The organism is Ochrobactrum sp. RH2CCR150 (assembly GCA_014138095.1).
GTDB classification, from domain to species: domain Bacteria; phylum Pseudomonadota; class Alphaproteobacteria; order Rhizobiales; family Rhizobiaceae; genus Brucella; species Brucella gambitense.
Genome location: JACGXE010000003.1, coordinates 427,910 through 454,510, shown reverse-complemented (window position 1 = coordinate 454,510; position 26,601 = coordinate 427,910). Strand labels below are relative to the sequence as shown.

Here is a 26,601-nt window from a genome sequence, read left to right as displayed (position 1 = left end):
TGCTTATACGCCGAGTGATTTCAATTTACGATGAAGAGCGGAGCGTTCCATGCCGACAAATTCCGCAGTGCGCGAAATATTGCCACCAAAACGGTTGATCTGAGCGATCAGATATTCCTTTTCGAAACGCTCGCGCGCTTCACGCAGCGGCAGAGCCATGATGTGCTGGTCTGATTCCGTTGGCGCACGCGGCAGCGTGTCCCCGATTTCGGCAGGCAGAAGATCAGCCGTCACCGGTGCATCGGCATCGTCACCGCGGGCCAGAATCATCAGGCGTTCCACATTGTTGCGAAGCTGACGAATATTGCCCGGCCAGCTATGGGCCTGAAGCACGGCCATGGCATCGGCACCGATCTTGCGTGGTTTGATGCCTGCCTGCCCGGCGATCTGGGTCATGAAATATTCGACAAGCGACGGAATGTCTTCGCGACGCGCTGCGAGCGGCGGAACCTGCACCGGCACAACCGACAGGCGATGGAACAGGTCTTCACGGAATGTGCCTTCGGCAATCATCCCTTCCAGATTCTGTGCCGTTGACGAAATGATGCGCACATCAACCTTGACGCGCTTGGTGCCGCCGACGCGCTCAAACTGTTGATCAACCAGTACGCGCAGAATCTTATTTTGCGTTTCGCGCGGCATATCGGCGACTTCGTCGAGATAGAGAATGCCGCCATGCGCTTCTTCCAGAGCCCCGACCTTGCGCTCGCCACCATCCATTTCCGTGCCGAAAAGCTCGATCTCCATGCGCTCCGGCGTGATCGTCGCAGCGTTCACGGTGACAAAAGGTCCGTTGGCGCGGGTCGATTGCGCGTGAATGGCACGGGCCGCTAGTTCCTTACCAGCACCCGAAGGGCCAGTGATCATGATACGGCTGTTGGTAGGCGCGACGCGCTCAATGGTCTGTTTCAACTGGCTCATGGCCAGCGATGCGCCGATCAGCTCCATACTTTCGCCGGAACGCTTGCGCAGATTGGAAACTTCGCGTTTCAGCTTGGAGGTTTCCAACGCGCGCTCGGCAACGAGGATCAATCGATCTGCCTTGAAGGGCTTTTCGATAAAGTCGTAAGCACCGCGTCGGATAGCGGAAACCGCCGTCTCGATATTGCCGTGACCGGATATCATGACCACCGGCAGATCAGGATGCAATTTCTTGATTTCATCCAGCAAAGCCAGACCGTCAAGACGGCTGCCCTGAAGCCAGATGTCCAGAAACACCAGTCGCGGCACGCGGTCACCAATGGCCGCCAGTGCACTATCCGCATCGAAGGCGGTACGGGTTTCATGACCCTCATCGCTGAGAATACCAGCTACGAGCTCCCGGATATCCGCTTCGTCATCAACTACAAGAATATCGGCTGCCATATCAATTCACCTGTCCAACTATCTTTGTCGTGTCATTTCCATTGGCAGCCTCGGTCATACCGGCCTGCGTATCTGGAAAGACCATCCGTATCATTGCGCCACGACCTCCGTGGAAATCCGCTGGCGCGTCATGCAATTCGAGATGTCCGCCGTGATCCTCAACGATCTTGCGAACGATGGCGAGGCCTAGCCCCGTACCCTTTTCACGCGTGGTCATATAAGGCTCAAGCAGCTTCTGACGGTCATCGCCGGGCAGCCCCTTGCCATTGTCGATCACGTCGACAAACAACTGGCCATCCGCCTTGTAAGATCGAATGAGAATGTGCCCTTCACCGCGTTCTTCCTTGGCAACGGCATCAATCGCTTCGCTCGCATTCTTGATGACATTACCGAAAGCCTGACCGATCAGACGGCTGTCAAAAGAACCAGTCAGTTTCTCCGGTCCGAAATCATTTTCGAATTTGATGTCGCTGCGGCTGACTTCGATCAGGAACGATGCTTCGCGCAAGGCTTCGCGCATATCCATCTGCCGCATTTCCGGCTTCGGCATGCGCGCAAAAGCGGAGAACTCGTCAACCATGCGGCCAATATCACCAACCTGCCGGATAATAGTGTCGGTGCATTGATCGAAGACTTCACGGTCCTCGGTAATGACCTTGCCATAACGACGGCGAATGCGTTCAGCCGAAAGCTGGATCGGGGTCAGCGGGTTCTTGATTTCATGCGCGATGCGGCGCGCAACATCAGCCCAAGCGGAGGTGCGCTGCGCTTGCACGAGATCCGTGATGTCATCCACTGTCACGACGTAAGAATGATCTTCAGATTCAATGTCTTCGACGGTGACCTGCACGTTGAATGTACGCGCCACACCGTTGCGCGTCATGCTCACCTGTTCGCGGTGAACCGTCTTGTCGGCAGTCCGCGCGACTTCGAAAGCCTGACCGACTTCCGGCGCAATACTGCTCAGGCTCTTGCCAACAGCGTCCTGCGATGTAACGCCGAACATGTGTTCCGCCGAGCGGTTGAGAATCGAGATCGATCCATCGGTTTCGATACCGATCACGCCCGCCGTGACGCCCGAAAGCACGGCTTCCGAGAAGCGGCGACGTTCGTCGATCTGATCTTTGGCAGAAATCAGTTCGTTGCGCTGGCTCTTCAGCTCCGCAACCATGTTGTTGAAGGTGCCCGACAAGGCGCCCACGTCGCCATCTGAAGAGCGAACGGGAACGGATACGTCGAGATCACCGGCGGTTACGTCATCGGCTGCACCAATCAGCAGGCGGATCGGGCGCACCAGACGATCCGCGACCGCGATACCAGTCCAGATTGCAGACAGAAGGACGATCAGCGTCAGACCGAAATACAAAAGCGCAAACGCAATTTGCGTTGGAATGCGGTTCGCATCCATTTCCTGATAGCGCTGCGTGTTGGCTTCCATCAAGCGCATTGCGTCGAGAATCTGCGGATCCACAGCACGCACCGTGTAAAGAAACACGTCCGGAATTTCGCGCATCTTGATGATAGCGCCAACGAAATTGAGGTTGCCCGGCGGGATGATGACGGGCTTGCCATCGGTCGCGGTTTTCAGGGCGTCTTCCGTCGGCGGCGGCAACCGTGTCTCCATACCGGTGTCACTTTTCACCACGATGGAGCCGTTTTCACGCACCAGAAATGCACCAAGCAGCCCGCGTCCGCGCGTCTGCAATGTCAGCAATTCAATGAAACCGCCCCGATCCAGACTGTAAAGCGTGCGCTGTGCATCCAGATCCTGCAACATCGAATAGGACGTGCTTTGGAGATTAAGCGCCGTCTCGCGAATATAGGCCGTCGTCAGGCTCTGCGAGGAATTCACGATATCGCGCGTATTGGTATCGAACCAGCGATCCAGACCGAGATTGAGTGTTACCGACGCAACGATCGCCACCACAATCGCCGGAACTGCGGCGATCAGGGAGAACAAGGCGACGATACGAACATGCAGTCGCGATGCCGCCTTGCCAGAACGGCGTGCTGTTACGATGCGATAGACCTCGCGACAAATCAGCAAAATCAGAAACAAAATCAACGCGACATTGATAATGACCAGGGCCAGCGTGACAGTGCGATCAGGCGTGATCGGGGTAATGCCAATCAGAATCGCAAACGAAATCGACGCTGTAACAAGCGCCGAAACGACGGTAATAATGCCGGGCAATGCCAGAAGCCTGCGCCCCTCGCCCTTGCGCGACGATTGTTCCGTCTTATCCATATCTGTGGTCAGATTCGTTGCGTTCATATTAACCATGATACCCAATAGCGTTGCATCTATGCAACGCATTGTGGCGAAAATGCAACGTTTGTTTTCGGAGATTGTTGATAATCAACAGCACACGCATAACGAGTGTTGGTTCGTGGAACGCTTTGCGCGGAATAGCCAGAATTTTTATTCCCCAGTTTGCGGCTATGATTGGGAAATCAAAGCGCACAACCATCCCAACGCAGGTCGTCTGTTCTTTGACGTTTAGAGATGATGACTTCAAAATTCAGAATATGGAAACAGCTCAGTACATCTTCGTACTTATCGCCGCCTCGCCCTTCGTGATCTGGGGCGTCGTTCTTTACGGCCTGTCTGTTGCGGTGCCACTAAAGAGCGATGCTAGCACAAGCGGGACAGGTGAAGGAACATCCAAAACGGCAGATGGGCAATCGTTTTATCTGTCCGAACTTCCAGATGTTGCTATCGAGCATTATTATATTCACCAGACCGAACGAACACCCTATATTTCGAGCTGAAGACCATTCATTTAAAAAGATATATACAGACATAAATTCAGTAATCGATTGCTGACATGCAATATTGTCTGGAACCAACTGCAAAATAATGCATTCTGTTCGGCACAGTCATCCATTGTCTTTGGGTGATTGACGTGTCCGACCATGTCTCTTCAGACAATTCACCGGTCGGGCCACCTGTTTTACAAACGGAGTTCGACATGGGCATTTTCGACAAGATCAAGGGCGCAATCTGGGGTCAGGCACAAGCAGCGACACCTGCCCCGGAAACGACCGCAACCGCCGAACCAAGCCAGACGACGGCAGCAGCACCTTCCGCGACGGCAGCTCCCTCTTCGTCAGCACCTGCAGCCACGGGCGCAGTTGATGTTAGCGCTGTCCTTGATGCGGCAGTGGCGAAAAGTGGTCAGAAGCTCAACTGGAAAACGTCTATCGTCGATCTGATGAAGGCGCTTGGCCTCGACAGCAGCCTCGAACATCGCAAGGAACTTGCCAAGGAGCTCGGCTATACGGGTGACACCAGCGATTCCGCGACGATGAATGTCTGGCTGCACAAGCAGGTCATTCAAAAGCTGAAGGACAATGGCGGCATTGTGCCTGCCGGGCTCTGATATTTTTGTGGCCGGTTGGGAACTTCCGGCCGCATAACGCGTTTATTAACAGATGCTTGGAGCGAAGAGTTTATCCCGATTGATAAGCCGTTGTTCCAAGCATTTGTCGACTGTTCGAACGATCGATCCGATTTCTCGAGGCCTGGCGTAAAGCGCAGCAACTTCGGGAACCTGTTGTCACACATGTTCGTTTCCTAAGCGGGTCCGCTTTTCGGCCCCAACTTTGGAAGACGTGTTTCAAGGCTTGGCTTGACCAAACATGGTGCTTGCTGAGCCGGGATTAAAGGAGTGGATCAAATGAGCGGTGCAGGTGTAGGCTGGATTGCTGCCATCATCATTGGTGGTCTCGCTGGCTGGATTGCTTCCAATTTCATGAATAGCAACACAGGCATATTCATGAATATCATACTCGGCATCATCGGTGCCGCAGTGGCGAGCTTCATATTCGGTTTTCTCGGTGTCTCTTTCGGCGGTTGGCTTGGCTATCTGATTTCCGGCTTTGTCGGAGCCTGTATCCTCATATGGATTGGACGAATGATCAGCTCATGAAACAAGGCGCCAGTGGCGCCTTTTTTATGCTTCCCGGCCTACCCTTTCCCTAAAAGTTCCTCATGCGTCGAACATCGCGAGCGTTCGTAACAATGTTTCGAACGTCGCTGGCTGGTTCTGATCCTGCTGCGTATCCGCGACCGCATCTGTTCTTGAAGATGCCTTGCGCACGCTGCTTGGGCTGTAGCCAAACTGCTGCGTGAACGCCCGGGTAAAATTGGCGGCGGAATCAAAACCGAAAGCCGTTGCAACATCCGACACCCTTCGATTCTCGCTAGCGTCTGCCAGTATTGCATGGGCTCCAAACAAACGCCTTTGCCGAATGTAATTCAGGACGCCGCCTGATCCTTCAAAAAGCTGGTACAAGTGCGTGCGTGAAACGGCCAGCTCACGGCTTAAAGCTTCCGGCGTCAAATCCCGCGACATGAGATTTTTCTGAATGAAACGCCGCGCCTTGGTCATCAATCCCAATTGGGAAATCTGCTCGCTGACATCGATTTTCTTTACGAGCGGCGCAATCGTATCGAATATGATCTGCCGCAGGCTGTCTCGCAAACCCGGCAAGTCTTCATTGGTAGCGCGACCGAGACCATCCTCAAGGCTTGTAACGAAATCGATCAACAACTTGGCGCGGTAACCGCCCAGAGTGACATTGTTGCTGGCTTCGGGCATGCCGCCGCGACCGGCAAACTGATCAACGGGAATGATCAGGGACACAGATTCCGAAGCAATCGCTCGCCCCCGGAACGGATAGCCGAGCGAGCGTACATCGATCATGCCCGGCTCGTTTTCTGCAACACGACCGTCAACGCCTGTCCAGCTATGACCGCTGCGCAAGAAGCTGATCTGCCAATGATCGATCGAGCTGAAACGAACCTTTTCCTTCGGGCGTTCATAGCTGAAAGCTGGTGCGGTCTGCTGGATGAGGAGCATGCCACCCAGGTCCCACACGGTTTGACAGGCTATAAAGCCCTCACTGGGGCGAGTTCCATCTGGTAAACGCAAGTCCAGCAACGGCGCCATGTGCTGTTGCCAGGCGGAAAACTGATCGGATGGCTCAAATCTCTCTGTGGTGAAAACCAGAGGCTCCAACAGCTCAACGCTGCCAGTAGTTTCGCCCAATGGCGAAACCGGCACGCGCACCGACTGTCGACGTTCGACAAATTTCGAATTCAAATCTTGCCCGGTCTTGTCATTGTCGGACGTCACGGAAAATCCCTAATTTCACCGCTCAGTTCGGGCGATGCATTTCGGTATTAGACTTTATGCTAAGATAATAGCATTCGGTAAAATTAAATAAATCGAATTCGCCGACGAAAGATTAAATTAGTTTCATGTATAAAAGTAAAAACTTGTCTTTATTTCTCCATTTTAGAAAAAATCATTCAACGCCCATTCGTAAATCAAATTCTTAAGCAAATCCAATCGCTAAGAGGCTTTGTTGCTATCTGTCTACCTTCGCAGGCTATATTAGCAATAGCTAACAGTAGACAGGCGCGCGCCTTTCATGGGATATATGCTGCGCATCCCATTTGATGAAAATTGTCTCGAATTTCCGGCAGGAATATTAAAACGCGCTTGCTAAAACACCTCCAAAATAACCAACAGGAGGCAGTCACATGAACAATGTATTTTTCAATGCTGTACGCCGTGAAAGCGTAAAATGGGTAGCAACGGCGGCAATCGGTATAGCAGCTTCTTTGTGCCTGTCCGCAAACGCTCAGGCAAAAGACAACCACAAGCCCAAGAATGACACGCGTTCCGTTTATCTCGTCAAGTATCGCGTCAATAACGAAGTCCGTTACAATAAAAACCCCATGGGTAAGGTGATTAAAGTCTCGGCTTCGCAATATTTCGGCGGCAATTCCTATGTCTGCACGCCGAGCGGCTTTGGTCAAAAGTCGCGCTGCTTCATGCGAGACTAATCATGTTCGTGGTCCGAATCCGGCATTTGCATTGCTCTTGATTGAGGATGCAAATGTCGGCTTCCAAAGACCAGCCCGCCAACTCCGCTCATGCACTCCTAACGCACGAAGTTGGCGAGCCGGTTTCCCCGCCTTTTATTTTTTGGCCATCGCTTTCATGCGGTCCAATCCCTTGCCGACCAGATCGCCCCGCACAATCTTTTGCGCTTCATCGGTCGGTTTCGGAGGGTTATTCCGGAATACGTACCAGTCACCGCCAATAGAGCGCTTCTGGTAGATCACGCCTGCCTTCTCGCGGTGCTGGAAGCAGGTTATATCGCCGCCACCGCCGCTCGCCTTGTTGCGCCAGTAAGCCTGCATGCAGAGCTTTCCGCCGTCAGTCGCGTACCAGCGCCCTTCACCATAGGACCAGGCTTTACCTTTTTGAGACCACGCGGTGAATTTGTGACCGTCGGCTGAAAAGAAGCCGCCGCCATCCTTCCATTTCCATGTCTTGCCCGCATAGATCGCCTCTAGCGCCTGTGCGGACATTGGTGATGCTGCAGCGGCCAGCTTGGCCGTTGCATCGTCGGTTTTTGGCTTTGGTGCAGCTTCGGCTACACCTGCCACGAGGAGTACGGACAGCGCCGCACTCACGGCTGTGAAACGGATCGAAAACATTTTGCTTTCCTGTCCAATCGTTTAACGGTCGGGGTTAGACGTTCAGTTTTAATCCAAAGGATGGTTTGCAACGCGCCAGTCAGGCCGTCCGACACCCCTTGGCCAAGGATAAACTTCGCGGTCGTTGAAATAGACGACGGCTGTCAGCGCCGGGAATTCCGGTTGAGGCTTGTTGGCCTCTGCAGCCCATGCTCGGACATAATCGTCGCTGCCTTCATAACCGAGTTCCGCAATCACGATCGGCTTGTTGAAGGCCACGACCCGGTCATAACCCGGCTTTGCGCGTTCGACGAAACTCGTGGGGCGACCAACCTCCAGCTTGTCGTAAGGCTCGTAGCCGAACACCGAAAGGCCGATCACATCCACGAAAGCGTCACCGGGATAGTAGGCCTGAAGCCCCTCTTCTCCCTTTGGGGACCACATATATTTGGCGTTTGGCAAAGTCTTTTTGCAAACCTTGACCACATGCTGGTAAGCGGCGATGTATCCCTGCGGCGACCAGTAGGACCAGGTGAACTGCCCCGACTTGTCGTCCATTTCCTGTGCCCAGCGAATGGTCACTGGGCTTTTCAGTTTAGACGCTGCCGAACAGACGGCGCCCATGTTGGAGTCGTAGCGACCGTTTTCGATCCCGCTCAAAAGCGCATCGGGCGCGACGCGCCAGTCACGTGCCCAAGACCAGGGTTCGATAGTGATCAGCAGTTCGCGACCGCGTTCCTGCGCATAGGAATCCGCCTGGGCGAGGCTCGTCAGATCCACATCTTCCCAAGGCAAGAACAGATGTTCGATCTTGGAATTGGGATCGTTTGTATAATCCCCGTGTGGATCGTAAGCGCCGGGCTTGATCGAATTCGGCGTGATGACCGGGCGCTTGTCGTGGAACAGATTGCGCGTATCCACTGTCGCACCGGAAACGCCGCTCGCGGCATAAACGGCAGTGGAGACAAGCGCTCCGCAGAGCAAAATAGAGGCTAGCTTATAAGGGGTTTTCATGGCCCCCTCCCTTCTATTGTTTTGGCGATTGCGGAGTTGTTGCTTCCGCTTTCAGCGCGCCATTCTTTTGTTCCGTTGAAAGACTGATGGATACGAGCTTGCGCGCTTCGTCGTCCGCCCGACCGTCGGCATGACGGAAGACGTACCAAACGCCATTGGGCTCGCGCTTTTGATAGACAACGCCATCACCAATACGGTGCGAAAAGCATGTCTTGACCGGAAACTTGCCCTGATCGGTATGCCAATCAGCCTTCAGGCACATCAGCCCGGTCTTGGTGATCATCCAGCGACCTTCGGCCCAGGCTTTGCCCTTTTCGCCATCGACGCGCGCGGTGAAACGACGATCCGTGATCTGCATCTGACCTGAGCCGTCGGCCCATTGCCAGTTCTTGTCACGGTAAAGCGTGTAGATTTCAAACGGCGTCATCACACGCGTGCCGGCAGGTGTGTTGTCACCGGGCATGGTGGCGGCGTCGGCAGTGCCTGCGGCAAGCCCCGTCAGGCCAGCCATCAGAGCAAGAGATGCCAGAGCCATCGTACCTCGGCGGCTGAAAGAGCGGCCGGTATCAAACATCGATAGTTTCATTTGATCCTCCCACAACTTTGAGATTGCGCGCGCCCGCCTGGGGTTCTTGTGGTGGGCGGACGCGCGCCTGCGGCAGCGGGTTTATTTGTTTTATTTCCTGCCGCAGATGAACGGGGCGACCGATGGTCGAAACACGAAATCCAAGTCTTTCGGCCGCGGTTCGGGAAAAAACATTTCTGAGATCAACGAGAACCGCCCGGCGCATCAGGCGCTTCATGCGAGCGAGGTCGAGTTTGCGAATGCTGTCCCATTCGGTCACGATCACAGCAGCGTCTGCATCGGCGACGCAGTCATAGGGGTTCTCGAAAAACTCCACATCGGTCAGGATGCGGCGCGCATTTTCGATCCCAACCGGGTCGTGCGCCCGTATACGGGCACCAAAACGCTGTAAGGTTTCGATCAGTGGAATGGACGGCGCATCGCGCATATCGTCTGTATCCGGCTTAAAGGTCAGTCCAAGAACAGCAATCGTCCGGCCCTCAATATCTCCGCCGAGCGCATCCATGACCTTCAGTGCCATGCGACGCTTGCGCGCTTCATTCGCGGTCACGGTTTCCTCAACCAGACGCAGGGCCACACCATGGTCCTGCGCAGTGCGCAGCAGGGCAATCGTATCCTTCGGGAAGCAGGAGCCGCCATAGCCCGGACCTGCATTCAGAAAGCTGGTGCCGATCCGCTTGTCCAGCCCCATGCCCAGAGCCAGATCGGTAACGTCGCTGCCCACTTCCTCGCAGAGATCGGCGAGTTCGTTGATGAAGGTGATTTTGGTAGCGAGGAAGGCATTCGCCGCATATTTGATCAGCTCGGATGTGCGGCGTTGCGTCACCACGATGGGCGTCTGGTTTGCCTCAAGCGCCGCGCTGTAAAGCTCGACGAGAAGCTTGCGCGCCCGCTCGTCTTCAACGCCGATCACCACGCGGTCCGGTTCCAGAAAATCGCGAATGGCAACGCCTTCGCGCAGGAATTCAGGGTTGGATGCGACGGAAAATGTGCCGGGCTTGCGCACCGAACCGATAATCTTCTGCACCACATCGCCGGTGCCGACCGGAACGGTGGACTTCACGACGACAACCGTATTGTCATCGATCAGCGGAGCCAGTTCACGCGCCGCCATATAGACGAATGACAGGTCGGCATCGCCATGTCCGGCGCGTGCCGGCGTACCGACAGCGATGAGCACGAGCTGCGCGCCGTTGACGGCGTCCGCCAGATTGCAGGTGAAGCTGAGACGGCCAAAGGCAAAATTGCGCTCGACCAGTTCATCGAGCCCCGGTTCGTAAATGGGCACGACGCCGCGTTCCAGTCCGGAAATCTTCTGCGCGTCCTTATCCACGCAGACAACCTCATGCCCCCAGGCGGCGAAGCAGGTGCCGCTGACCAAACCGACATAACCCGTTCCAATGACAGCGATCTTCATAACAAGTCCCGCCTCTCCGCTATTTGCTTTCGTTGCTCGACCCGTTGAACGGGTTCTCGCGCCAACGAGGGTTGAATATTGTCTTGTGAGTGTCGCGTCCGCCGACGCCTGCTCCGGCTACCGAGAATTGGTCGTCGAATACTGAAAAGCTCAACGTACCCCAGGTCAGTGCTTCAATGCCGTCGCGGCCCCGTTCAGCGGTCGTAAAACCTGTGACCATGACAAGCGCCATAAAGCTGCTCGCGAGGACCGGCTGATAGAAGCGGCTTTGCATCCGCACCTTATTCTCGCGTGCATGTTGCACAATGATCATGCCGATCAGAAACAGGTAGAAGCCCGCATTGATGATGGCGAAGACGTAGAAGCCGCGTGTTTGATCAGCGTCGTCGACCAACAGAACCGGAACAAGCGACAGCATGGAGATGAAGGCATAGGGTGCAAGCACTCGAAACGGCACCGGATCGACTTCAGAAGAACCCTTCGGCGTAACGCGGAAGTCGACGAATGAACCTGTTGCCCAGTCACGAAATGCTGCAAAGGTTCCGGCCAATACCCAGGGCCAACGCGCCAGCAGAAACAGCATCGCTTCCCAGCTGAAAATCTTGCCATCGACAGGACGGAACGTCTTGCTCGACCGCCACCAGAACGCGAGGAACAAAATCATCAGCGACTGCGGCATGAAGTGAAGCAGGAAATCCGGATATGTGACGCTGACAAAATTATCGCCATAGGCAAGGATAATTATCGGCAGCAGGAAGGTCATAGCCAGGAAGAAGGCATAGAGCGGATACCAGATCTGTGAAAACAGAAACTGGAACTTCAGGCGCAGCGGCAAACGGCTGATCAGCTTCGGCGTGTACTGCAAAAGGATCATGACCAGACTGCGTGACCACTGAAATTCCTGCGTCACGAGATCGCCAAAGGTTCGCGGACCATCGCCATGGGCAATCGCATCTAGTGCGTGAACGCCGCGCCAGCCATGCGCATTCATGAACAGGGTCGTCGAATGATCCTCGGCAAGTTCGGGACCAAGGCCGCCGATTTCCTTCAGCGCAGCCGTTCGCACCGCATAATGCGAACCGATGCACACAGGCGCAAAGCCGCCATTGTAACCCGCCTGCAACGAGCCATGCATACTCGCCTCGACATAGAGACGTCCGCGTGCCGACCAGCTTTCATGTGCATTGCGATCACAGATGCTTGGCGCTGAAACATAGCCGATTGCCGGGTCTGCGAATGGACGCAGAATGTTGTAAAGATAGTCCGGTTCCGGCACATGATCCGCATCGAGCTGCGATACGAAGTCATAGCGCTCATAGCCGTAATGATCGTAAAAGAACGCCAGATTGCCTTCCTTGCACCGTGTACGGCGTGGCCAGGTTTGCCGGTGATAATCCGCACGTCCCTTGCGCGTCGAAACGAACACGCCATGCTCACGACACCATGCCAGCGTTGATGGTGACGGATCTTCGTCGGCAAGCCATGTGTCATGCGGGACATTCTGGGCCAGCATGGCCAGCAGTGTTTCCGATACAACTTCAAACGGCTCAGACGGTGCCTTGGTGACCACCATGGCCACGCGGCTTCCTTCCGGCAGTCGCAACGGACCGGTCGGGCGCGCAGCATGGAAGAAAATCAGGATGAAATAGAGAGGCAGGATGGTTATCCAGGCCAAAAGCGCAGTAACCAGAACAGAACCAACCGGATGGATATGTTCGGCGCTGATCAGCCACCACTGCCAGAAATAGGCGATGGCCATAGCCCAGAGAATGATGCCGACAATATATTCCACCCGTTTGCGGCCAGTGAAAATGGGCGTCAGCAATGGTTCCTTATTGTCTGCAACCAGAGGAATCCGGGGCGTCTTCATGACCGCGCCTCCAGACCAAAAAATGGAGCAGCAGTACGAATAATCGTATCGAGATCAGAATGGAGCGTTGTGAAGCCAAGCTTTGCTGCAGCTTCCGCCGGATCGGCATAAAGTGCTGGCGGATCGCCTGCTCGACGCGCGCGCATCGCAACCGGCACCTGACGTCCTGTAACACGACCGATGGCATCGACGATTTCCTTGATCGACGTGCCGCGCCCGGTTCCAAGATTGAGAACCAGATTACCACCGCCATTCACCAGATGTTCGACGGCCAGCACGTGAGCCCGCGCCAGATCGACAACATGGATATAATCGCGAATGCAGGTGCCGTCCGGCGTGTCGTAATCATCGCCGAAGACTTCAAGAACATCGGCGTTTCCAGCGGCAGCCAGCATGGCGCGCGGGATAAGATGGGTTTCAGGGTCGTGCTTTTCGCCCAGTTCCCCGTCGATATCGGCGCCGCAAGCGTTGAAATAACGCAGCGCCGCATAACGCATGCCATAGGCTGCCGAATAATCGGCAAGCATATGTTCTGCGATCAGCTTGGTGCGCCCATAAGGATTGATTGGGCGCTGCACCTCGCCTTCGCGGATCGGCAAGCGATCGGGAATGCCATAGGTGGCGCAGCTAGACGAGAAGATGACCGGACGACCGCCCGTCAAACGGCACGCTTCCAGAAGCGATTGCGTGCCGCAGACATTGTTCCGGTAATACTTGGCTGGGTCCGTGACGGACTCCCCGACATAGGCCGAAGCCGCAAAGTGGATGACTGCAACAGGATCGTAGGTCTCAATCGCTGCGATGAGCTTGTCCTGCGAGAGAATATCGCCTTCGACGAATTCGCCCCAACGTACCGAAGCCTTATGACCGGTCGACAGATTGTCATAGACGACCGGCGAAAAACCGTGCCCGGCCAAAAGCTTGGCCGTATGGCTGCCGATAAAGCCAGCACCGCCGGCAACGAGTACGTTTTGCTGGGTCATCATGCCACCTCAACAAGCTCTCCCGAAGGTCGGACCAACTGGCGCTCAAAATAGGAGATCGTCGACTTCAGACCTTCTGTCAGGGCAATCGCTGGTTCCCAGCCAAGCTCGCGCTTGGCAACCGTGATGTCCGGGCGACGCTGGCGCGGGTCATCGGTTGGCAACGGGCGTTGCACAATTCGCGATGACGAACCGGTCAGAGCGATGATCTGTTCAGCCAGTTCACGCACTGTGAACTCACCTGGATTACCGAGATTGACTGGCGTGTGGATGGCTGGCTGGCTGCCCATCAGGCGGCAGAAACCTTCAATAAGATCATCGACATAGCAGAAGGAGCGCGTCTGGGAGCCATCGCCATAGATGGTGATATCGTCGCCCTTAAGGGCTTGTACGATGAAGTTGGATACGACGCGGCCGTCATCTGGGCGCATGCGCGGACCGTAGGTGTTGAAGATGCGCACAATGCGAATATCGACGCCGTATTGCTTATGGAAATCATAAAACAGCGTTTCAGCCGACCGCTTGCCTTCGTCGTAGCAGGAGCGCGGGCCGAAGGAATTTACGTTGCCCCAATAGGATTCAGGCTGCGGATGCACCTGGGGATCGCCATAGACTTCGGATGTCGAAGCCTGGAAAATCCGTGCCTGATAATGGGCGGCAAGTTCCAGCAGATTGAGCGAGCCGATTACGCTCGTCTTCATGGTGTGAACCGGATCAGCCTGATAATGCGGCGGCGAAGCCGGGCAAGCCAAATTGTAGATTTCATCAACCGGCAGATCGAGCGGATGGACAATATCGTGGCGAACGAAGCTGAATGTGTCATAGCGCAGGAGATTGCGCAGGTTCTCAATACGACCCGTGGAAAAATTATCGACGCAGATAACGAAATTGCCTTCGCGCAGGAGCCGCTCACAAAGATGCGAACCGAGGAACCCTGCTCCGCCAGCAACAAGGATACGACGCGTTGACATGCGCTCTGCGGATATACTCGAAGATTTGAAGATGATGCTCACAAAAACCTCCCGCGATACTCATCCGGTTTATGTCAATTCTTCAAACGCAAAGAGACACCCCAGCAGCCACAGAGATGTGGACACCATAATCATTGGTTTTGGATGTTCTTTATTGGATGATTGACGATAGCCGTGCGGGTTGGTTCTGTCGTTAGCGTAGAATCCTGAAACTTGTCTCCGCGTCCAATTTTTCTAGAAAACCCCTATTTTGTACTTTTTTGAGCGAAAACTGGCGTTTTACTAACTTTAAATCCGCCCGATCAGGCGGATAATTGTTTAACGTGATGACTTCTCCGTTGGTAATTCCGAAGGCCGAGGAAGGTCAAACGATGGCCGAAACAGGCGATTTCCGCGAATCGCGGATCATCAAATCAACGCTTTAATACAATCGGTAATATTTGTTTATAATATCAATAAATTCATTAGGGCTACCATATATTTGTATATAAATTATCTCATGTTGCGATGCTTCTGCAGCGGTCCATAACCGAAATTATACCCCTCAAAACCCCACCTACGTCTCCATGTATTTATATTTGCAGTCTTTATCCATATACGGGTTTCCATTAGCTTGCGCGCATTCTTGAGGTGATGAGGAGGAGACACATCGGGATGAGTGCTGCACATATTGATACTGCTGTTCGGAAAGCCACGCGGCGACTGCTGCCATTTCTGGCGCTGATGCTGATCATGGCCTTTCTGGATCGCGCAAATATCGGCTTTGCCAAAAAGGAATTCCAGCTCGATACTGGCTTAAGCGACGCCGCCTACGCCTTTGGCGCGGGCATATTCTTCATCGGTTACGCTCTGTTTGAAGTGCCGAGCAACATTATCCTGCACAAAGTCGGGGCGCGGCTCTGGCTTAGCCGTATCATGATCAGCTGGGGTCTTGTATCGGCGGCGATGATGTTCGCCCATACGGAAACCGTGTTCTATTCGCTGCGTTTTCTGCTGGGTGTTTGCGAAGCCGGTTTCTATCCCGGCGTTCTGCTTTATCTGACCTACTGGTTTCCGGCGAAGGAACGCGCGAAGGCGACGGGTCTGTTTTATCTCGGCGTGCCTTTGGCACTGGTGTTGGGCAGCCCCTTATCCGGTTGGCTTCTCACCCATCACGGTGTTTTCGGGCTGACAAACTGGCAATGGATGTTCCTTGTCGAAGGTCTAGGCGCCTCGCTCATGGGCATCATCGCACTCTTCTATCTGACCGACCGGCCTGAAAAGGCAAGCTGGCTCACGCCTGAAGAAAGAGACGCGCTGACCACTGTCGTGAGAGCGGAAGAAGCTGCCAAGGAAAACACCCACAAACATTCAGCGCTTTCTGTTCTGAAAGACGCCAGAGTGTGGGCGTTCATCGCGATCTATTTCTTCCTGCAGATTGGCACCGCACCGCTGACGTTCTACTTCCCGTCACGATTCGCCGATGCGGCATCTGGCGGCGAGATGAACCTCTTCATCGGCACGCTTTTGAGCCTTCCGTGGCTATGTTCGGTGATCGCAACGCGCTATTTCACCGTGCTTGCGGATAATACCGGCAAACATCGGCTGATCTGCGCGCTGATGGTGACCGCTGGTACCATCGCCTTGGGGATGATCGGCCTGACTGGAAACGCATGGATCATGCTGATTGCGGCATGTATTGCGGTGCCGGGGCTAACGGCGTCGCAGCCGGTTTTCTGGAGCCTCCCTACGCGCTATCTCGGTGGCGTTGGCGCGGCAAGCGGTATCGCCTTCATCGTTTCCATCGGCAATCTCGGTGCATTCTTCGCGCCGCAGATCAAGAATTGGGCCGATGTTGCCGTCGGCAATCACGATGCCGGGTTCTACGTTCTGGCTCTTCTATGCGCCCTTGCCATCGTTGTTTTGATCGGACTACGGGCGCGAAATGGCAGAGGCGAACTGGCCAAGCATTCCGCATAGGTATTTCAAAAACCAAGCTCCTGGCTGACCTTTCGGCCAGGAGTCTTACGCCGCGTTACTCATTCACGCAGCCCGCGTCAGATTTAGTCTGGTTTATGAAAATAAGTCATTGATGCAATTGCGTGGTTCAGCTAGAAACGCGGCAGATCAGGCTTTCAGCCATCCAGTTTGCACCCGTAGCTCAGCTGGATAGAGTGCTGCCCTCCGAAGGCAGAGGTCACAGGTTCGAATCCTGTCGGGTGCGCCATTTTCCAATATCTCAGGGTTATTGTAGCCAGCCGTCGATACCCTCGGCAGCGGCAACACCCATTGCGAAACACGCCGTCAGAAGATAGCCACCAGTCGGCGCTTCCCAATCGACCATTTCACCCGCAACAAAGATGCCGGGCAATTTCCGCAGCATCTGATTCTGATCAATCTCATCCCAGACAATACCACCAGCAGAAGAGATAACTTCCTCTATCGGACGAGTGCGCAATAGAGGAACGTGTAGTGCCTTGATGGCATGTGCCAGCTTGTCAGGATTTTTATCGCGCAGAAATTCCGTGACAAGTGCAGCCTTCACACCCGTCAGGCCAGCGCCCTTACGCAATAGATTCCCGAAACTGAGCTTGCTGTCCTGCCGTTCCAGATCAGCTTTGAGACGCTCGAAGCTGCGCCCCGGCGCAAGATCAAGCACCAGATTGGCTTGCCCCTCTGCCGTCAGTGCATCGCGTAACGCCGCCGCGTGGGCATAAACAAGACTACCCTCAACACCCGTCTTGGTGATCACGAATTCGCCCTGCGTCGTTCCGGCGGCGCTCGTGATGGTGACGGATTTGACTGGTTCGCCTGCAAAACGGCTTGCCAGATGCTCACTCCATGCGACATCGAAGCCGCAATTTGCGGAGCGCAACGGCGCAATTGTAATGCCTTTTTCGGTAAAATGCGGCACCCAGGCACCGTTCGAACCGAGTTTCGGCCAGCTCGCGCCGCCGAAAGCGAAAAGCGCTGCATCGCACTCAACGGTTTCGCGGCCAGTGGCAGTCTCTACGATCGGCATGTCGCCATCAAAACCGACCCAGCGATGCCGTGTCAGAACGCGCACGCCTTGCGCTTCCAGCCGATGTCCCCACGCGCGCAACAGCGGGGAAGCCTTCATCGCCTTGGGAAAGACGCGATCCGACGACCCGACGAAGGTTTCAGCGCCAAGCGCGTCTGCCCAATTACGCAGATCCTGCGGCCCGAACTTTTGCAGCATTGGCAGAAGTCGGGCGTTGGCTGCGCCAAAGCGGTTCACGAAGGTCGAAAAATCTTCCGCATGGGTGATGTTAAGACCTGACTTTCCAGCCAGTAGAAATTTCCGTCCAACAGTCGGCATCTGCTCATAGACGGTTACAGCATATCCAAGCGTCGACAGTCTTTCGGCTGCAATCAGGCCAGATGGACCGCCGCCGAAAACCGCAATGCGGCCGCTACACATGACTGTCTTGCCGGGAAGTGCACGTGAAATTCATCAGTCCTGCTTCTCCAGCATTTCCTTCACAGTGGTCGCCAACTGCTTGAGCGAGAACGGCTTTGGCAGGAATCCGAACTTGGCGTCCGCAGGCAGGTTGCGTGCAAAAGCGTCTTCAGCATAACCGGATACGAACACGAATTTGATATCCGGATAGGTCTTGCGCAACTCGCGCAACAGCGTCGGGCCGTCCATTTCGGGCATGACCACGTCGGACACGACGATATCCACCTCGCCGCCAAGTTCTTCCATGATTTCCAGAGCCTCTACGCCGGAAGCCGCTTCATGCACCGTATAGCCGCGCGACTGGAGTGCGCGCACCCCGCCCATACGCACAGCGTCTTCGTCTTCCACGAGCAGAACCGTAGCGGAACCGGAAAGGTCGGTCGCCTTTTCGACCTTCTTTTCCTTGACGGCGACAGGCACATCCTCAGCGCTCTTCTCCACGATCAGGCGCGGCAGGAATATCTTGAACGTCGTTCCCTTGCCGACTTCGGAATCGCAATAGATGAAGCCTCCGGTCTGTTTGATGATGCCATAGACCATCGACAGGCCGAGCCCGGTGCCCTTGCCGACTTCCTTCGTGGTGAAGAACGGCTCAAAAATCTTCTCAAGCACATCGGCTGGAATACCGGTGCCGGTGTCTTCGACCTCGAAGACAACATAATCGGCTTCCGGAAGATCACGATAGGTGAGTTTTGCCGCTTCGTGGACAGGCACGTTGCGGGTCCGCAGCGTGATTGCACCGCCCTCAGGCATTGCATCACGCGCATTGACTGCAAGATTGACGGCAACCTGTTCGAACTGGCCAAGATCGGCTTTAACCGGCCAAAGATCGCGGCCATGATCGATTTTCAGTTCGATATCCTTGCCGACGAGGCGTGCAAGCAGCATGCGCAGATCGGCCAGAACATCGGTCAAATCCAGCACTTCCGGACGCAGCGTCTGGCGACGCGAGAACGCAAGCAGCTGGCGCACAAGCGAAGCTGCGCGGTTTGCGTTCTGCTTGATGTTCATGATGTCCGGGAAAGACGGATCGGATGCGCGATGATTGGTCAACAACAGGTCCGACGACATAATGATCGCCGTCAGAACGTTGTTGAAGTCGTGGGCAATGCCACCGGCAAGCTGACCAACAGCCTGCATCTTCTGGCTCTGCGCCATCTGGTTTTCGAGCGCTTTCTGTTCCGTCGTTTCAACGGCGGAAATGATTGCCGCCTCTTCCGACGACTCCCCACCCATATCGCTGACCGGGCTCATATAGAAACGGATATGCCGTTCCTCGTTACCCGGAAGAACGGTGTCGACCGGCGAGATACTCGCCTGCCCGGCAAATGCCGCCGCAAGCGCCTTGGTGAACACTTCGCGGTCACGCTCATGCACGACATTTTCCAGCTTCACGCGGCGATCAACGGAATCGCGATCCACGACGGACGAGAAAATGTCGAGGAAGCGCGCATTGGTACGCAGAGTGTGGCCCTGCGCATCGACGGCAGCAATTGCCATTGGAGCGGAATTGAAGAAGCGCGTGAACCGCACTTCTGCCGAACGCAGTGCTGCCGAGGAATCATCGCCCTCTGCGCGATCCAGAACGATAGTACGGCTCGTTCCGCGCGTGCCATCACGGGCCGCCTGCACACGATGATAAAAGCGCACGGCCAGGCTTTGACCATTGCGCTTGATAAGATCGAGATCGATCACCGTGTTGCGGCTGGTGCCGGGCTCCGCCTTGACGGCCTTGATGAGCGCCATGCCGCTGCCCGCGACGATCTCATTGAGCGTCAGCGAACCCGGTGTGAAGGCTGTCAGATCGACGCCCAGCCATTCCGCCAAAGTGGCGTTGAGATAGATGATGCGTCCCGACGGATCGGCAGAAAAGAAACCAGCCGGTGCATGATCGAGATGATTGATCGCTTCCTGCAGTTCCTGAAAGAAACGCTCCTGCTCGGCGCGTTCCTCGGAAATATCGGCAATCTGCCATGCGACGAGCGGGCCTTTGTAGTCCTGCCCGGCTTCAATGGGGCGAGACTTGATCCGATACCAGACGGGTGCCAAAGAACCGTGCGCCTCGCGGGACAGTCCGCCAGACAACCGCACTTCTTCCTGCCCGGAGAGACCATCGCGCACTGCATTGGTCAGACGATAAATCGCGTCGGATGCCGCAGGTTCAGCCGTCAGCACATTGTCGAGCGAGCGGATGCCATCGGCATTGGCGACGCCGGTCATATTGGCATAGGCCTGATTGGCATAAACAATCTGGCCGCGAGAATCGGAAATAACCGTGCCTTCCGGCTGCGAATCCATGAAGGAATGCGCCAGATCCTGCCCGCCTTTACGCTGGCTGAACTGAATGAGGCCTGTGGCCGCACCCAGAAGATAGAAGACGCCGACCATCGACAGAAGCCCCATCAGGATGAGTGCGAAGCCATCACCAATCCGGTCGCGGAACAGGAAATAGACAACCGCCAGCCCGGTCAGCAGAAGGCCGACAATCAGCAGACGCAGCGCGCCACTTGAATTGCGCTTCGGTGTGACGAGCGGTTTCGGATATGCGTTGTCCGTCTGTCGAGACATCAAGCCCACCGACCTTCCATGCTGCATGACTGTTCTCCGCAGGCAGCGATTGTGCCGCGCATCATTTCGATCAGCCAAGATGTCTTTTCACTCATTAAGCAACCCGATCCTGTCGCCAGCCATTTCCTTGCGCGTTCTCCATAAACGATCACGCAACGAGGCGAAATGCCATGCATCTGGGTATATCCGATTCGCAGAATGCGTTAATCGGCGAGCAGCACAAGCGTTGCTGCACGGAAACGGTGTAAACCGGGTCGTTTTTCACTGTTTTGATGGGAGATCATAGATTTCCCGCATTTCGCCCACAATTTGATAGAACATTCCCAACGCTTGCAAATTCAACTACTGTCCTGAAAATGCAAGTTACGCGATGATGCGGAATGTCGGGGGATGCGCAATCTCCGCTTCATCAGCGTTTTTCGAATATTGAATTTAAGAGGGTATCCGCATGAAGGAATGGCTCAGCGGCATCGTTGGAGAAAGCACGGCTAATATTGTCGGCTTTGTGCTTATATTTGCGATCATTCTCGGCGGAATTTTCGTTGTCTTGAGTATTATCCGCCGTTTCAGCGGGGGTAGCTTCACATCGAACGGCCGGTCGCGCCAGCCACGTCTTTCCGTCATGGATGCGGCAGCTGTCGACAGCCGCCGCAAGCTGGTACTCATCCGTCGCGACGATGTCGAGCATCTGTTGCTTATCGGCGGCCCGACCGATGTGGTGGTCGAACAGAACATCGTCATGGAATCACGGGCGCATGCCCGTGTGCAGACCTCGCGTATCGAGCCGGAACATATCGAGCGCTTTCGCCAGCACGAAGCGACGATCACCAGTGATGTGAGCGAGCGCCCGGCGCTGTCATCACAAAACTCCGCACCGGAAACAGCACCTGAAAAGGATGAAGCGATCCAGCTAAGCTCGGCCATTGAAACGCCGGTCTATCGAAAGCCGGAACCGCCGAAGGAAGTGCCGGTTCGCCAGGAAGCCCCACAGGTTGTTGCACCGCGTGTGCCGCCACGCCCGCCGGTCACACCAGCCGTTGCTCCAGCAGCTCCGCAGGCGCCTATCCGGCCACCGGTCGCGCCATCCGTACAGGCAGCGCCGCAAAACCGCCCGCAACCACGACCCGCACCGAATTATCCGCCGCAGCCGCGCACTGTGCTTCCGGCCCAACCGCCGCAGCCTTCGCAGCCGCCTGCACGCGCCCATCCTGCCTATCCGCTCAGCCAGGTATCGCGCGGTGTGGTCAGCTCCACATCAAACTTGGGAACCGCCGCTACTGTCGCCGCTGGCGCTGCTGCAGCCACCGTCGCTTCAGCGAACCTCGGCAGCATCGTGCCGGAGCGCGAAACAGCTGCCGCTCCAGCAAACACGCCAACGCCGCCGCTTGATGTAACCAGTCCATCGGTTTCGTCTACCGTAACTCCGGAGTTCACGAGCGTAGCAGAACCAAAGCGTGTCGAGCAGGAAGTTGCCGTCGCCACACCGACCCAGCCGACAGAGGCAACGGAAGATGACGGTCTGGAAGGACTAGGCGGCGCGTTGCACGATGCCATAATGGCCGATCTTGAAACAGAAGTTACGCCTGTAAAAAAAGAAGCTCCTGAACCGGAAGCTGATTTGACGGCTGATTTCTTTGAGGATGAATTGTTGAGCTCGCTCGATATCTCGGCGACTGACGACACGCCATCCGATGATATTGAAGACGAGATGGAAAAGCTGCTCGGCGAACTGACGAAGAACGAAACCCGTCCGTAAGAGGACAGCTCTCTTTTCGACATTGAAACGCCAGCGGTCATGCCGCTGGCGTTTTCATTTGAAGAATACGCAAAAACAAAAGGCTGCGGTTGCCCGCAGCCTTCGAAATTTCTCAAACCAACGTTATGTTTTTAATCGTCGCGATAAACTTTTTCACGACGCTCATGACGTTCCTGCGCCTCAATGGACAACGTCGCGATTGGGCGTGCATCCAGACGCTTCAGGCTGATCGGCTCGCCGGTTTCTTCACAGAAACCATATGTGCCTTCGTCAATCCGGCTCAGAGCCGCATCAATTTTGGAAATCAGCTTCCGCTGTCTGTCGCGAGCCCTAAGCTCAATTGCCCGGTCCGTTTCGGAGGATGCCCTATCCGCCAGATCGGGATGGTTTGCATTTTCCTGCTGTAGCGCATCAAGCGTTTCACGCGCTTCGCGCAGAATATCATTTCTCCACGCGATTAGTTTCGCGCGGAAATAAGACTTCTGCCGTTCATTCATGAACGGTTCGTCTTCAGTGGGCCTATAGTCAAGGTCGATTAATTCACTCATTCTGAATCACCCCACATCTAGGAGACGCGTGCGGTTATATAAGTCCATCGTCCAGTCGACACAACATCAAAGAAACGTATCCCACTACTTTTTAGTGCATCAATTTTGTGTGTATTTGCAAAAAAATTGTGCAAATGACGCGCGCCACAGATACGCCGCCCATTATGTCTGGAGGATGACAGCGGCGATTAAATTTAGATTGCAATGGGAAACATGAATTCACTATTTCAGATTTCGTTGCTCTATTATGCCCAATAAATCGGCATAAATCCGCTGTGAACAACGTCAGGCAACGGTGGAAAATCACATCACACAACGCAACCACCGCGCATTTTAGCGAAATTCATGTCAAAACATCTGTGTAACCAGCTTCGGGACGGTGCAGATGAGTCGATTGCTTCTCCTACGACATGCCAAAGCCGTTTGGGCTAAGCCCGGAATGAAAGATTTCGACAGACCGCTGGATGTAGAGGGCCATGCTGCACTTGATCGGCTCGCCGAAGCGATGCGCGCAACAGGCCTCCTGCCCGACCGTGTGGTCCTGTCCGGTTCCTGCCGCACGCGTGAAACCGCCTTCGGCCTGTTGGAAAGACTGGGCGTCGAAGTGGAAACAGTTATCGACGACGAAATCTATAGCGGCGGCGCGGCAGAGTATCTGCGATCCATCCGCGCGCATGGGGATGTTGAGACGCTCATGCTGGTCGGGCACAATCCCAGCATGGAAGATCTGGCGCTTGCGCTTTGTGCAAAAGGCGATCCGGATAGCCTCGAACGGCTGCATGCCGGTTTTCCCACCGCCGCCCTCGCCACCATATCCTTTTCAGAAAAGCTGAGCGATCTCAGTCGCGAACACGGATTTCTTGAGAGTTTTCCGCAGCCATGAGCTTGAAAGATGAAGCTGAGCGGCCTTCTTCTTGCGAAATGGGCTCGTCATCTTATTTATAGCTTGAACGGGAATTCACCCTGCGAGGACATCATTGGCAAAGCTAACCAGTATCGGCGATGAAGCCAAGATTGCACTGGACACATTGACGGAACGTGCGACCGGGCTTCTTTCTCCTTCGCTGCGCCTTGGTGTGACAGGTCTGTCCCGCGCCGGTAAAACGGTTTTCATTACCGCACTGGTGCATAATCTGGTTCACGGCGGCAGGCTGCCGATGTTCGAAGCTTATAAGTCAGGCCGGATTTCCCGCGCGCTTCTGGAGCCGCAGCCGGACGACGCCGTTCCGCGGTTTCAATATGAGGAACATCTCTCGGCACTTATCGATGAGCGTATCTGGCCGGATTCCACGCGCGCCATTTCGCAACTCCGTCTGACCATTGAATATGAAACAGCCTCTGCATGGGGACGCTGGCTGTCTCCCGGACGGCTTTCGGTCGATATTGTCGATTATCCCGGTGAATGGCTGCTTGATCTGCCGTTGCTCGGCAAGAGCTATGCCGAATTTAGTGCAGATTCCTTCGCTTTGGCCAACGAACCGACCCATATCGATCTGGCGCAGCCTTGGCTGGTGGAAGCTGCCTCGGTCGATCCGACCGAAAAGGCCGACGAATTGACGGCGCAGCGGTTGGCAAAAAGTTTCACTGCCTATTTACGGGCGGGAAAAGCCGATGAGCGTGCGCTTTCCACCTTGCCACCCGGTCGCTTCCTGATGCCCGGCGATCTCGATGGCTCGCCCGCGCTGACCTTTGCACCACTGCCCAATCTTGCACCGGAGGACATAAAGGCCGGATCGCTCGCCGCCATGATGGAACGGCGCTACGAAGCCTACAAAACCTATGTCGTGAAGCCGTTCTTTCGCGAACATATTGCACGGCTCGATCGCCAGATCGTGCTGATTGACGCCATGCAGGCCATGAACGCCGGTGGCGCAGTGGTGGCGGACCTTGAACGCGCGCTGACCGATATTCTGTCCTGCTTCCGGCCCGGACGTGCCAATCTGCTGACCGGCCTTATTCAACGCCGCATCGGGCGCATTCTCGTGGCGGCGACCAAGGCTGACCATCTGCATCATGAGAGCCATGATCGGTTGCAGGCTATTGTGCGCCGTCTCGTTGAGCGTGCCATCGAGCGCGCCAATTTTTCGGGCGCAGACATTGATGTTCTGGCTATGGCGGCAGTGCGGGCAACCCGCGAAGCGACCGTCACGCAAGGAAAAGAGGTTCTTCCCGTCATCGTCGGCACACCGCTCAAGGGCGAGCGTATCGATGGCGAGATATTCGATGGTGAAACAGAAACAGCTATATTTCCCGGTGACTTGCCAAAGAGCCCTAATGCTATCTTTGAACAAGTTTCAACGCCTGAAGCCCCGGCCATTCGCTTCGTGCGGTTCCGTCCTCCACGACTTGAACGCACTGCCGAGGGGGTGACGCTATCGCTCCCGCACATAAGGTTGGACCGCGCCCTTCAGTTCCTGATCGGAGATCGTCTGGCATGAGCGATGACACACCGCGCAAACCGACCTCCTTCAAGGTTGATACTCCGACACGCGCAAAGCCTCTCCCGGAATCTCCCGATGAGACGCCACGCCGCCCTCGTGCTGTCAAAGATCTGGAGCAGATCGTCGTTGAGCCGGATATTTTTGAACTCAGCGATGAAGAAGCCGCCGAACTCGAAATCCTTGATCCAGCCTTTGAAGCGCCTAAACGCAAAGGCTGGTTCGGCGGATGGTCGCTCGGAAAAATCCTGACCGGTGCCCTGGGCATTCTGGTTTCATTCGCCGTCGGCATCTGGACCGAAGACCTTATTCAGGCGCTTTTCGCCCGCGCCGACTGGCTTGGCTGGACCGCGCTGGCGGTAGCGCTCGTAGCCCTCGCCGCATTCATCGCCATTATCACCCGGGAATTGCTGGCCCTGCGACGGCTCGCCTCCGTGCAGCATCTGCGCAAGGATGCAGCAGACGCCGCCGAGCGTGACGACATGGCAGCCGCCCGCAAAGCTGTCGATGACTTGCGCGCCATTGCGGCCAATCTGCCGGAAACGGCGCGCGGACGTCAGCTTCTCGATGGCTTGACCGACGATATTATCGACGGACGCGATTTGATCCGGCTTGCGGAAACAGAAATTCTGCGCCCGCTCGACCGCGAAGCGCGCGCGCTCATTCTCAATGCATCGAAGCGCGTATCGATCGTCACGGCGATCAGCCCGCGAGCGCTTGTTGATATCGGTTATGTGATCTTCGAGTCGGCGCGGCTCATTCGCAGGCTGTCGCAGCTTTATGGCGGCAGGCCGGGCACATTGGGCTTCATCAAGCTCGCGCGCCGTGTTCTCGCCCATCTGGCCGTCACCGGCACACTCGCCATGGGTGACAGTGTTATCCAGCAGCTGGTCGGTCAGGGTCTGGCATCGCGGCTGTCGGCAAAACTCGGCGAGGGCGTGGTCAACGGCCTCATGACTGCGCGGATCGGCATAGCAGCGATGGATGTTGTACGCCCCTTCCCGTTCAATGCCGAAAGACGTCCCGGCGTCAGCGATTTCATCGGCGATCTGGCCCGCCTCAGTGCCGACAGAACCGCCACTCCGAAGTCCGGCAAGACGCCCACGGGTAAAACACAGCCGTGAGTTTT

The 26,601-nt window shown here is 55.5% G+C and carries 22 protein-coding genes and 1 tRNA gene; 10 read left to right on the top strand and 13 right to left on the bottom strand.

The window, feature by feature from the left end:
* Positions 1–3: 3 nt before the first annotated feature.
* Positions 4–1,365, bottom strand: a complete 1,362-nt coding sequence (locus tag FHW03_RS09675) for a sigma-54 dependent transcriptional regulator (RefSeq protein WP_182520419.1) — start codon at positions 1,363–1,365, stop codon at positions 4–6.
* Position 1,366: 1 nt separating this feature from the next.
* Entirely contained in the window at positions 1,367–3,682 is a 2,316-nt protein-coding gene (locus FHW03_RS09670; RefSeq protein ID WP_182520418.1) for a PAS domain-containing sensor histidine kinase, read from the bottom strand.
* A gap of 35 nt (positions 3,683–3,717) precedes the next feature.
* Between FHW03_RS09670 and FHW03_RS09665 the strand changes: the two genes are divergently transcribed.
* The 3 genes from FHW03_RS09665 (at position 3,718) to FHW03_RS09655 (ending at position 5,297) form a co-directional block, all read left to right on the top strand.
* Positions 3,718–4,137: a hypothetical protein gene (locus FHW03_RS09665; protein ID WP_182520417.1), complete on the top strand. Its 420-nt coding sequence runs from the start codon at positions 3,718–3,720 to the stop codon at positions 4,135–4,137.
* A 200-nt stretch (positions 4,138–4,337) separates the two neighbouring features.
* Complete coding sequence (locus FHW03_RS09660; protein WP_182520416.1) at positions 4,338–4,748, top strand: DUF3597 domain-containing protein; 411 nt, start codon at positions 4,338–4,340, stop codon at positions 4,746–4,748.
* Positions 4,749–5,045: 297 nt separating this feature from the next.
* Positions 5,046–5,297 carry a GlsB/YeaQ/YmgE family stress response membrane protein gene (locus FHW03_RS09655; RefSeq protein WP_182520415.1) on the top strand — a complete coding sequence of 84 codons (252 nt, stop codon included), beginning with the start codon at positions 5,046–5,048 and terminating at the stop codon, positions 5,295–5,297.
* A 60-nt stretch (positions 5,298–5,357) separates the two neighbouring features.
* Here the strand turns inward: FHW03_RS09655 and FHW03_RS09650 are convergent, their stop codons facing one another.
* Complete coding sequence (locus FHW03_RS09650) at positions 5,358–6,506, bottom strand: AraC family transcriptional regulator (protein ID WP_182520414.1); 1,149 nt, start codon at positions 6,504–6,506, stop codon at positions 5,358–5,360.
* A gap of 410 nt (positions 6,507–6,916) precedes the next feature.
* Between FHW03_RS09650 and FHW03_RS09645 the strand changes: the two genes are divergently transcribed.
* Positions 6,917–7,222, top strand: coding sequence for a hypothetical protein (locus FHW03_RS09645; RefSeq protein WP_182520413.1), 306 nt, complete (start codon positions 6,917–6,919; stop codon positions 7,220–7,222).
* A 135-nt stretch (positions 7,223–7,357) separates the two neighbouring features.
* Here FHW03_RS09645 and FHW03_RS09640 read toward each other — a convergent pair whose 3' ends face one another.
* From FHW03_RS09640 to FHW03_RS09610, 7 genes are read right to left on the bottom strand one after another with little or no spacing between them, the layout of a single operon-like run.
* On the bottom strand, positions 7,358–7,882 hold the full coding sequence (locus FHW03_RS09640) for a DUF995 domain-containing protein (protein ID WP_182520412.1): 525 nt from the start codon (positions 7,880–7,882) through the stop codon (positions 7,358–7,360).
* A 48-nt stretch (positions 7,883–7,930) separates the two neighbouring features.
* Positions 7,931–8,875, bottom strand: a complete 945-nt coding sequence (locus FHW03_RS09635; protein WP_182520411.1) for a glycoside hydrolase family 26 protein — start codon at positions 8,873–8,875, stop codon at positions 7,931–7,933.
* 13 nt (positions 8,876–8,888) lie between these two features.
* Positions 8,889–9,461, bottom strand: a complete 573-nt coding sequence (locus tag FHW03_RS09630; protein ID WP_377514503.1) for a DUF995 domain-containing protein — start codon at positions 9,459–9,461, stop codon at positions 8,889–8,891.
* Positions 9,442–10,878: a UDP-glucose/GDP-mannose dehydrogenase family protein gene (locus FHW03_RS09625; RefSeq protein WP_182520410.1), complete on the bottom strand. Its 1,437-nt coding sequence runs from the start codon at positions 10,876–10,878 to the stop codon at positions 9,442–9,444. Before FHW03_RS09625 ends, FHW03_RS09630 begins: the two co-directional genes overlap by 20 nt.
* Positions 10,879–10,897: 19 nt before the next feature.
* Positions 10,898–12,748, bottom strand: coding sequence for a glycosyltransferase family 2 protein (locus FHW03_RS09620; protein ID WP_182520409.1), 1,851 nt, complete (start codon positions 12,746–12,748; stop codon positions 10,898–10,900).
* Positions 12,745–13,731, bottom strand: a complete 987-nt coding sequence (gene galE, locus FHW03_RS09615; protein WP_182520487.1) for a UDP-glucose 4-epimerase GalE — start codon at positions 13,729–13,731, stop codon at positions 12,745–12,747. Before galE ends, FHW03_RS09620 begins: the two co-directional genes overlap by 4 nt.
* A complete protein-coding gene (locus FHW03_RS09610; protein ID WP_078338582.1) occupies positions 13,731–14,744 on the bottom strand; it encodes a UDP-glucuronic acid decarboxylase family protein in 1,014 nt (337 codons plus the stop codon). The genes galE and FHW03_RS09610 overlap by 1 nt, the downstream gene beginning before the upstream one ends.
* Before the next feature lie 612 nt (positions 14,745–15,356).
* On the opposite strand from FHW03_RS09610, the gene FHW03_RS09605 reads away from it, so the two are divergent.
* Entirely contained in the window at positions 15,357–16,661 is a 1,305-nt protein-coding gene (locus FHW03_RS09605; RefSeq protein WP_182520408.1) for an MFS transporter, read from the top strand.
* Between the two features lie 170 nt (positions 16,662–16,831).
* Positions 16,832–16,908 (top strand) — tRNA-Arg (locus tag FHW03_RS09600).
* An 18-nt stretch (positions 16,909–16,926) separates the two neighbouring features.
* On the opposite strand, the gene FHW03_RS09595 is transcribed toward FHW03_RS09600, so the two are convergent.
* Positions 16,927–18,123, bottom strand: a complete 1,197-nt coding sequence (locus tag FHW03_RS09595; RefSeq protein WP_182520407.1) for a TIGR03862 family flavoprotein — start codon at positions 18,121–18,123, stop codon at positions 16,927–16,929.
* Between the two features lie 33 nt (positions 18,124–18,156).
* Positions 18,157–20,730 carry a cell cycle histidine kinase CckA gene (gene cckA, locus FHW03_RS09590; RefSeq protein ID WP_182520406.1) on the bottom strand — a complete coding sequence of 858 codons (2,574 nt, stop codon included), beginning with the start codon at positions 20,728–20,730 and terminating at the stop codon, positions 18,157–18,159.
* A gap of 448 nt (positions 20,731–21,178) precedes the next feature.
* On the opposite strand from cckA, the gene FHW03_RS09585 reads away from it, so the two are divergent.
* Positions 21,179–22,486 (top strand): flagellar biosynthetic protein FliO, encoded by a 1,308-nt coding sequence (locus FHW03_RS09585; protein ID WP_182520405.1) that lies wholly within the window; start codon positions 21,179–21,181, stop codon positions 22,484–22,486.
* A gap of 131 nt (positions 22,487–22,617) precedes the next feature.
* Here FHW03_RS09585 and dksA read toward each other — a convergent pair whose 3' ends face one another.
* Positions 22,618–23,034 (bottom strand): RNA polymerase-binding protein DksA, encoded by a 417-nt coding sequence (gene dksA, locus FHW03_RS09580; protein ID WP_109368939.1) that lies wholly within the window; start codon positions 23,032–23,034, stop codon positions 22,618–22,620.
* A gap of 385 nt (positions 23,035–23,419) precedes the next feature.
* On the opposite strand from dksA, the gene FHW03_RS09575 reads away from it, so the two are divergent.
* The 3 genes from FHW03_RS09575 (at position 23,420) to FHW03_RS09565 (ending at position 26,596) form a co-directional block, all read left to right on the top strand.
* Positions 23,420–23,917 carry a histidine phosphatase family protein gene (locus FHW03_RS09575; protein WP_182520404.1) on the top strand — a complete coding sequence of 166 codons (498 nt, stop codon included), beginning with the start codon at positions 23,420–23,422 and terminating at the stop codon, positions 23,915–23,917.
* Between the two features lie 94 nt (positions 23,918–24,011).
* Positions 24,012–25,472, top strand: coding sequence for a YcjX family protein (locus FHW03_RS09570; RefSeq protein WP_182520403.1), 1,461 nt, complete (start codon positions 24,012–24,014; stop codon positions 25,470–25,472).
* Positions 25,469–26,596 (top strand): TIGR01620 family protein, encoded by a 1,128-nt coding sequence (locus tag FHW03_RS09565; RefSeq protein ID WP_182520402.1) that lies wholly within the window; start codon positions 25,469–25,471, stop codon positions 26,594–26,596. The genes FHW03_RS09570 and FHW03_RS09565 overlap by 4 nt, the downstream gene beginning before the upstream one ends.
* The last annotated feature ends 5 nt before the right edge of the window (positions 26,597–26,601 follow it).

Bases quoted from the DNA above. Each gene is read 5' to 3' on its own strand.
- FHW03_RS09645 (WP_182520413.1), top strand. From the start codon at position 6,917: ATGAACAATGTATTTTTCAATGCTGTACGCCGTGAAAGCGTAAAATGG.
- FHW03_RS09595 (WP_182520407.1), bottom strand. From the start codon at position 18,123: ATGTGTAGCGGCCGCATTGCGGTTTTCGGCGGCGGTCCATCTGGCCTG.
- cckA (WP_182520406.1), bottom strand. From the start codon at position 20,730: ATGTCTCGACAGACGGACAACGCATATCCGAAACCGCTCGTCACACCG.
- FHW03_RS09620 (WP_182520409.1), bottom strand. From the start codon at position 12,748: ATGAAGACGCCCCGGATTCCTCTGGTTGCAGACAATAAGGAACCATTG.
- FHW03_RS09605 (WP_182520408.1), top strand. From the start codon at position 15,357: ATGAGTGCTGCACATATTGATACTGCTGTTCGGAAAGCCACGCGGCGA.
- FHW03_RS09575 (WP_182520404.1), top strand. From the start codon at position 23,420: ATGAGTCGATTGCTTCTCCTACGACATGCCAAAGCCGTTTGGGCTAAG.
- FHW03_RS09640 (WP_182520412.1), bottom strand. From the start codon at position 7,882: ATGTTTTCGATCCGTTTCACAGCCGTGAGTGCGGCGCTGTCCGTACTC.
- FHW03_RS09675 (WP_182520419.1), bottom strand. From the start codon at position 1,365: ATGGCAGCCGATATTCTTGTAGTTGATGACGAAGCGGATATCCGGGAG.
- FHW03_RS09660 (WP_182520416.1), top strand. From the start codon at position 4,338: ATGGGCATTTTCGACAAGATCAAGGGCGCAATCTGGGGTCAGGCACAA.
- FHW03_RS09565 (WP_182520402.1), top strand. From the start codon at position 25,469: ATGAGCGATGACACACCGCGCAAACCGACCTCCTTCAAGGTTGATACT.
- FHW03_RS09625 (WP_182520410.1), bottom strand. From the start codon at position 10,878: ATGAAGATCGCTGTCATTGGAACGGGTTATGTCGGTTTGGTCAGCGGC.
- galE (WP_182520487.1), bottom strand. From the start codon at position 13,731: ATGACCCAGCAAAACGTACTCGTTGCCGGCGGTGCTGGCTTTATCGGC.
- FHW03_RS09670 (WP_182520418.1), bottom strand. From the start codon at position 3,682: ATGCGTTGCATAGATGCAACGCTATTGGGTATCATGGTTAATATGAAC.
- FHW03_RS09630 (WP_377514503.1), bottom strand. From the start codon at position 9,461: ATGAAACTATCGATGTTTGATACCGGCCGCTCTTTCAGCCGCCGAGGT.
- FHW03_RS09655 (WP_182520415.1), top strand. From the start codon at position 5,046: ATGAGCGGTGCAGGTGTAGGCTGGATTGCTGCCATCATCATTGGTGGT.
- dksA (WP_109368939.1), bottom strand. From the start codon at position 23,034: ATGAGTGAATTAATCGACCTTGACTATAGGCCCACTGAAGACGAACCG.
- FHW03_RS09635 (WP_182520411.1), bottom strand. From the start codon at position 8,875: ATGAAAACCCCTTATAAGCTAGCCTCTATTTTGCTCTGCGGAGCGCTT.
- FHW03_RS09585 (WP_182520405.1), top strand. From the start codon at position 21,179: ATGAAGGAATGGCTCAGCGGCATCGTTGGAGAAAGCACGGCTAATATT.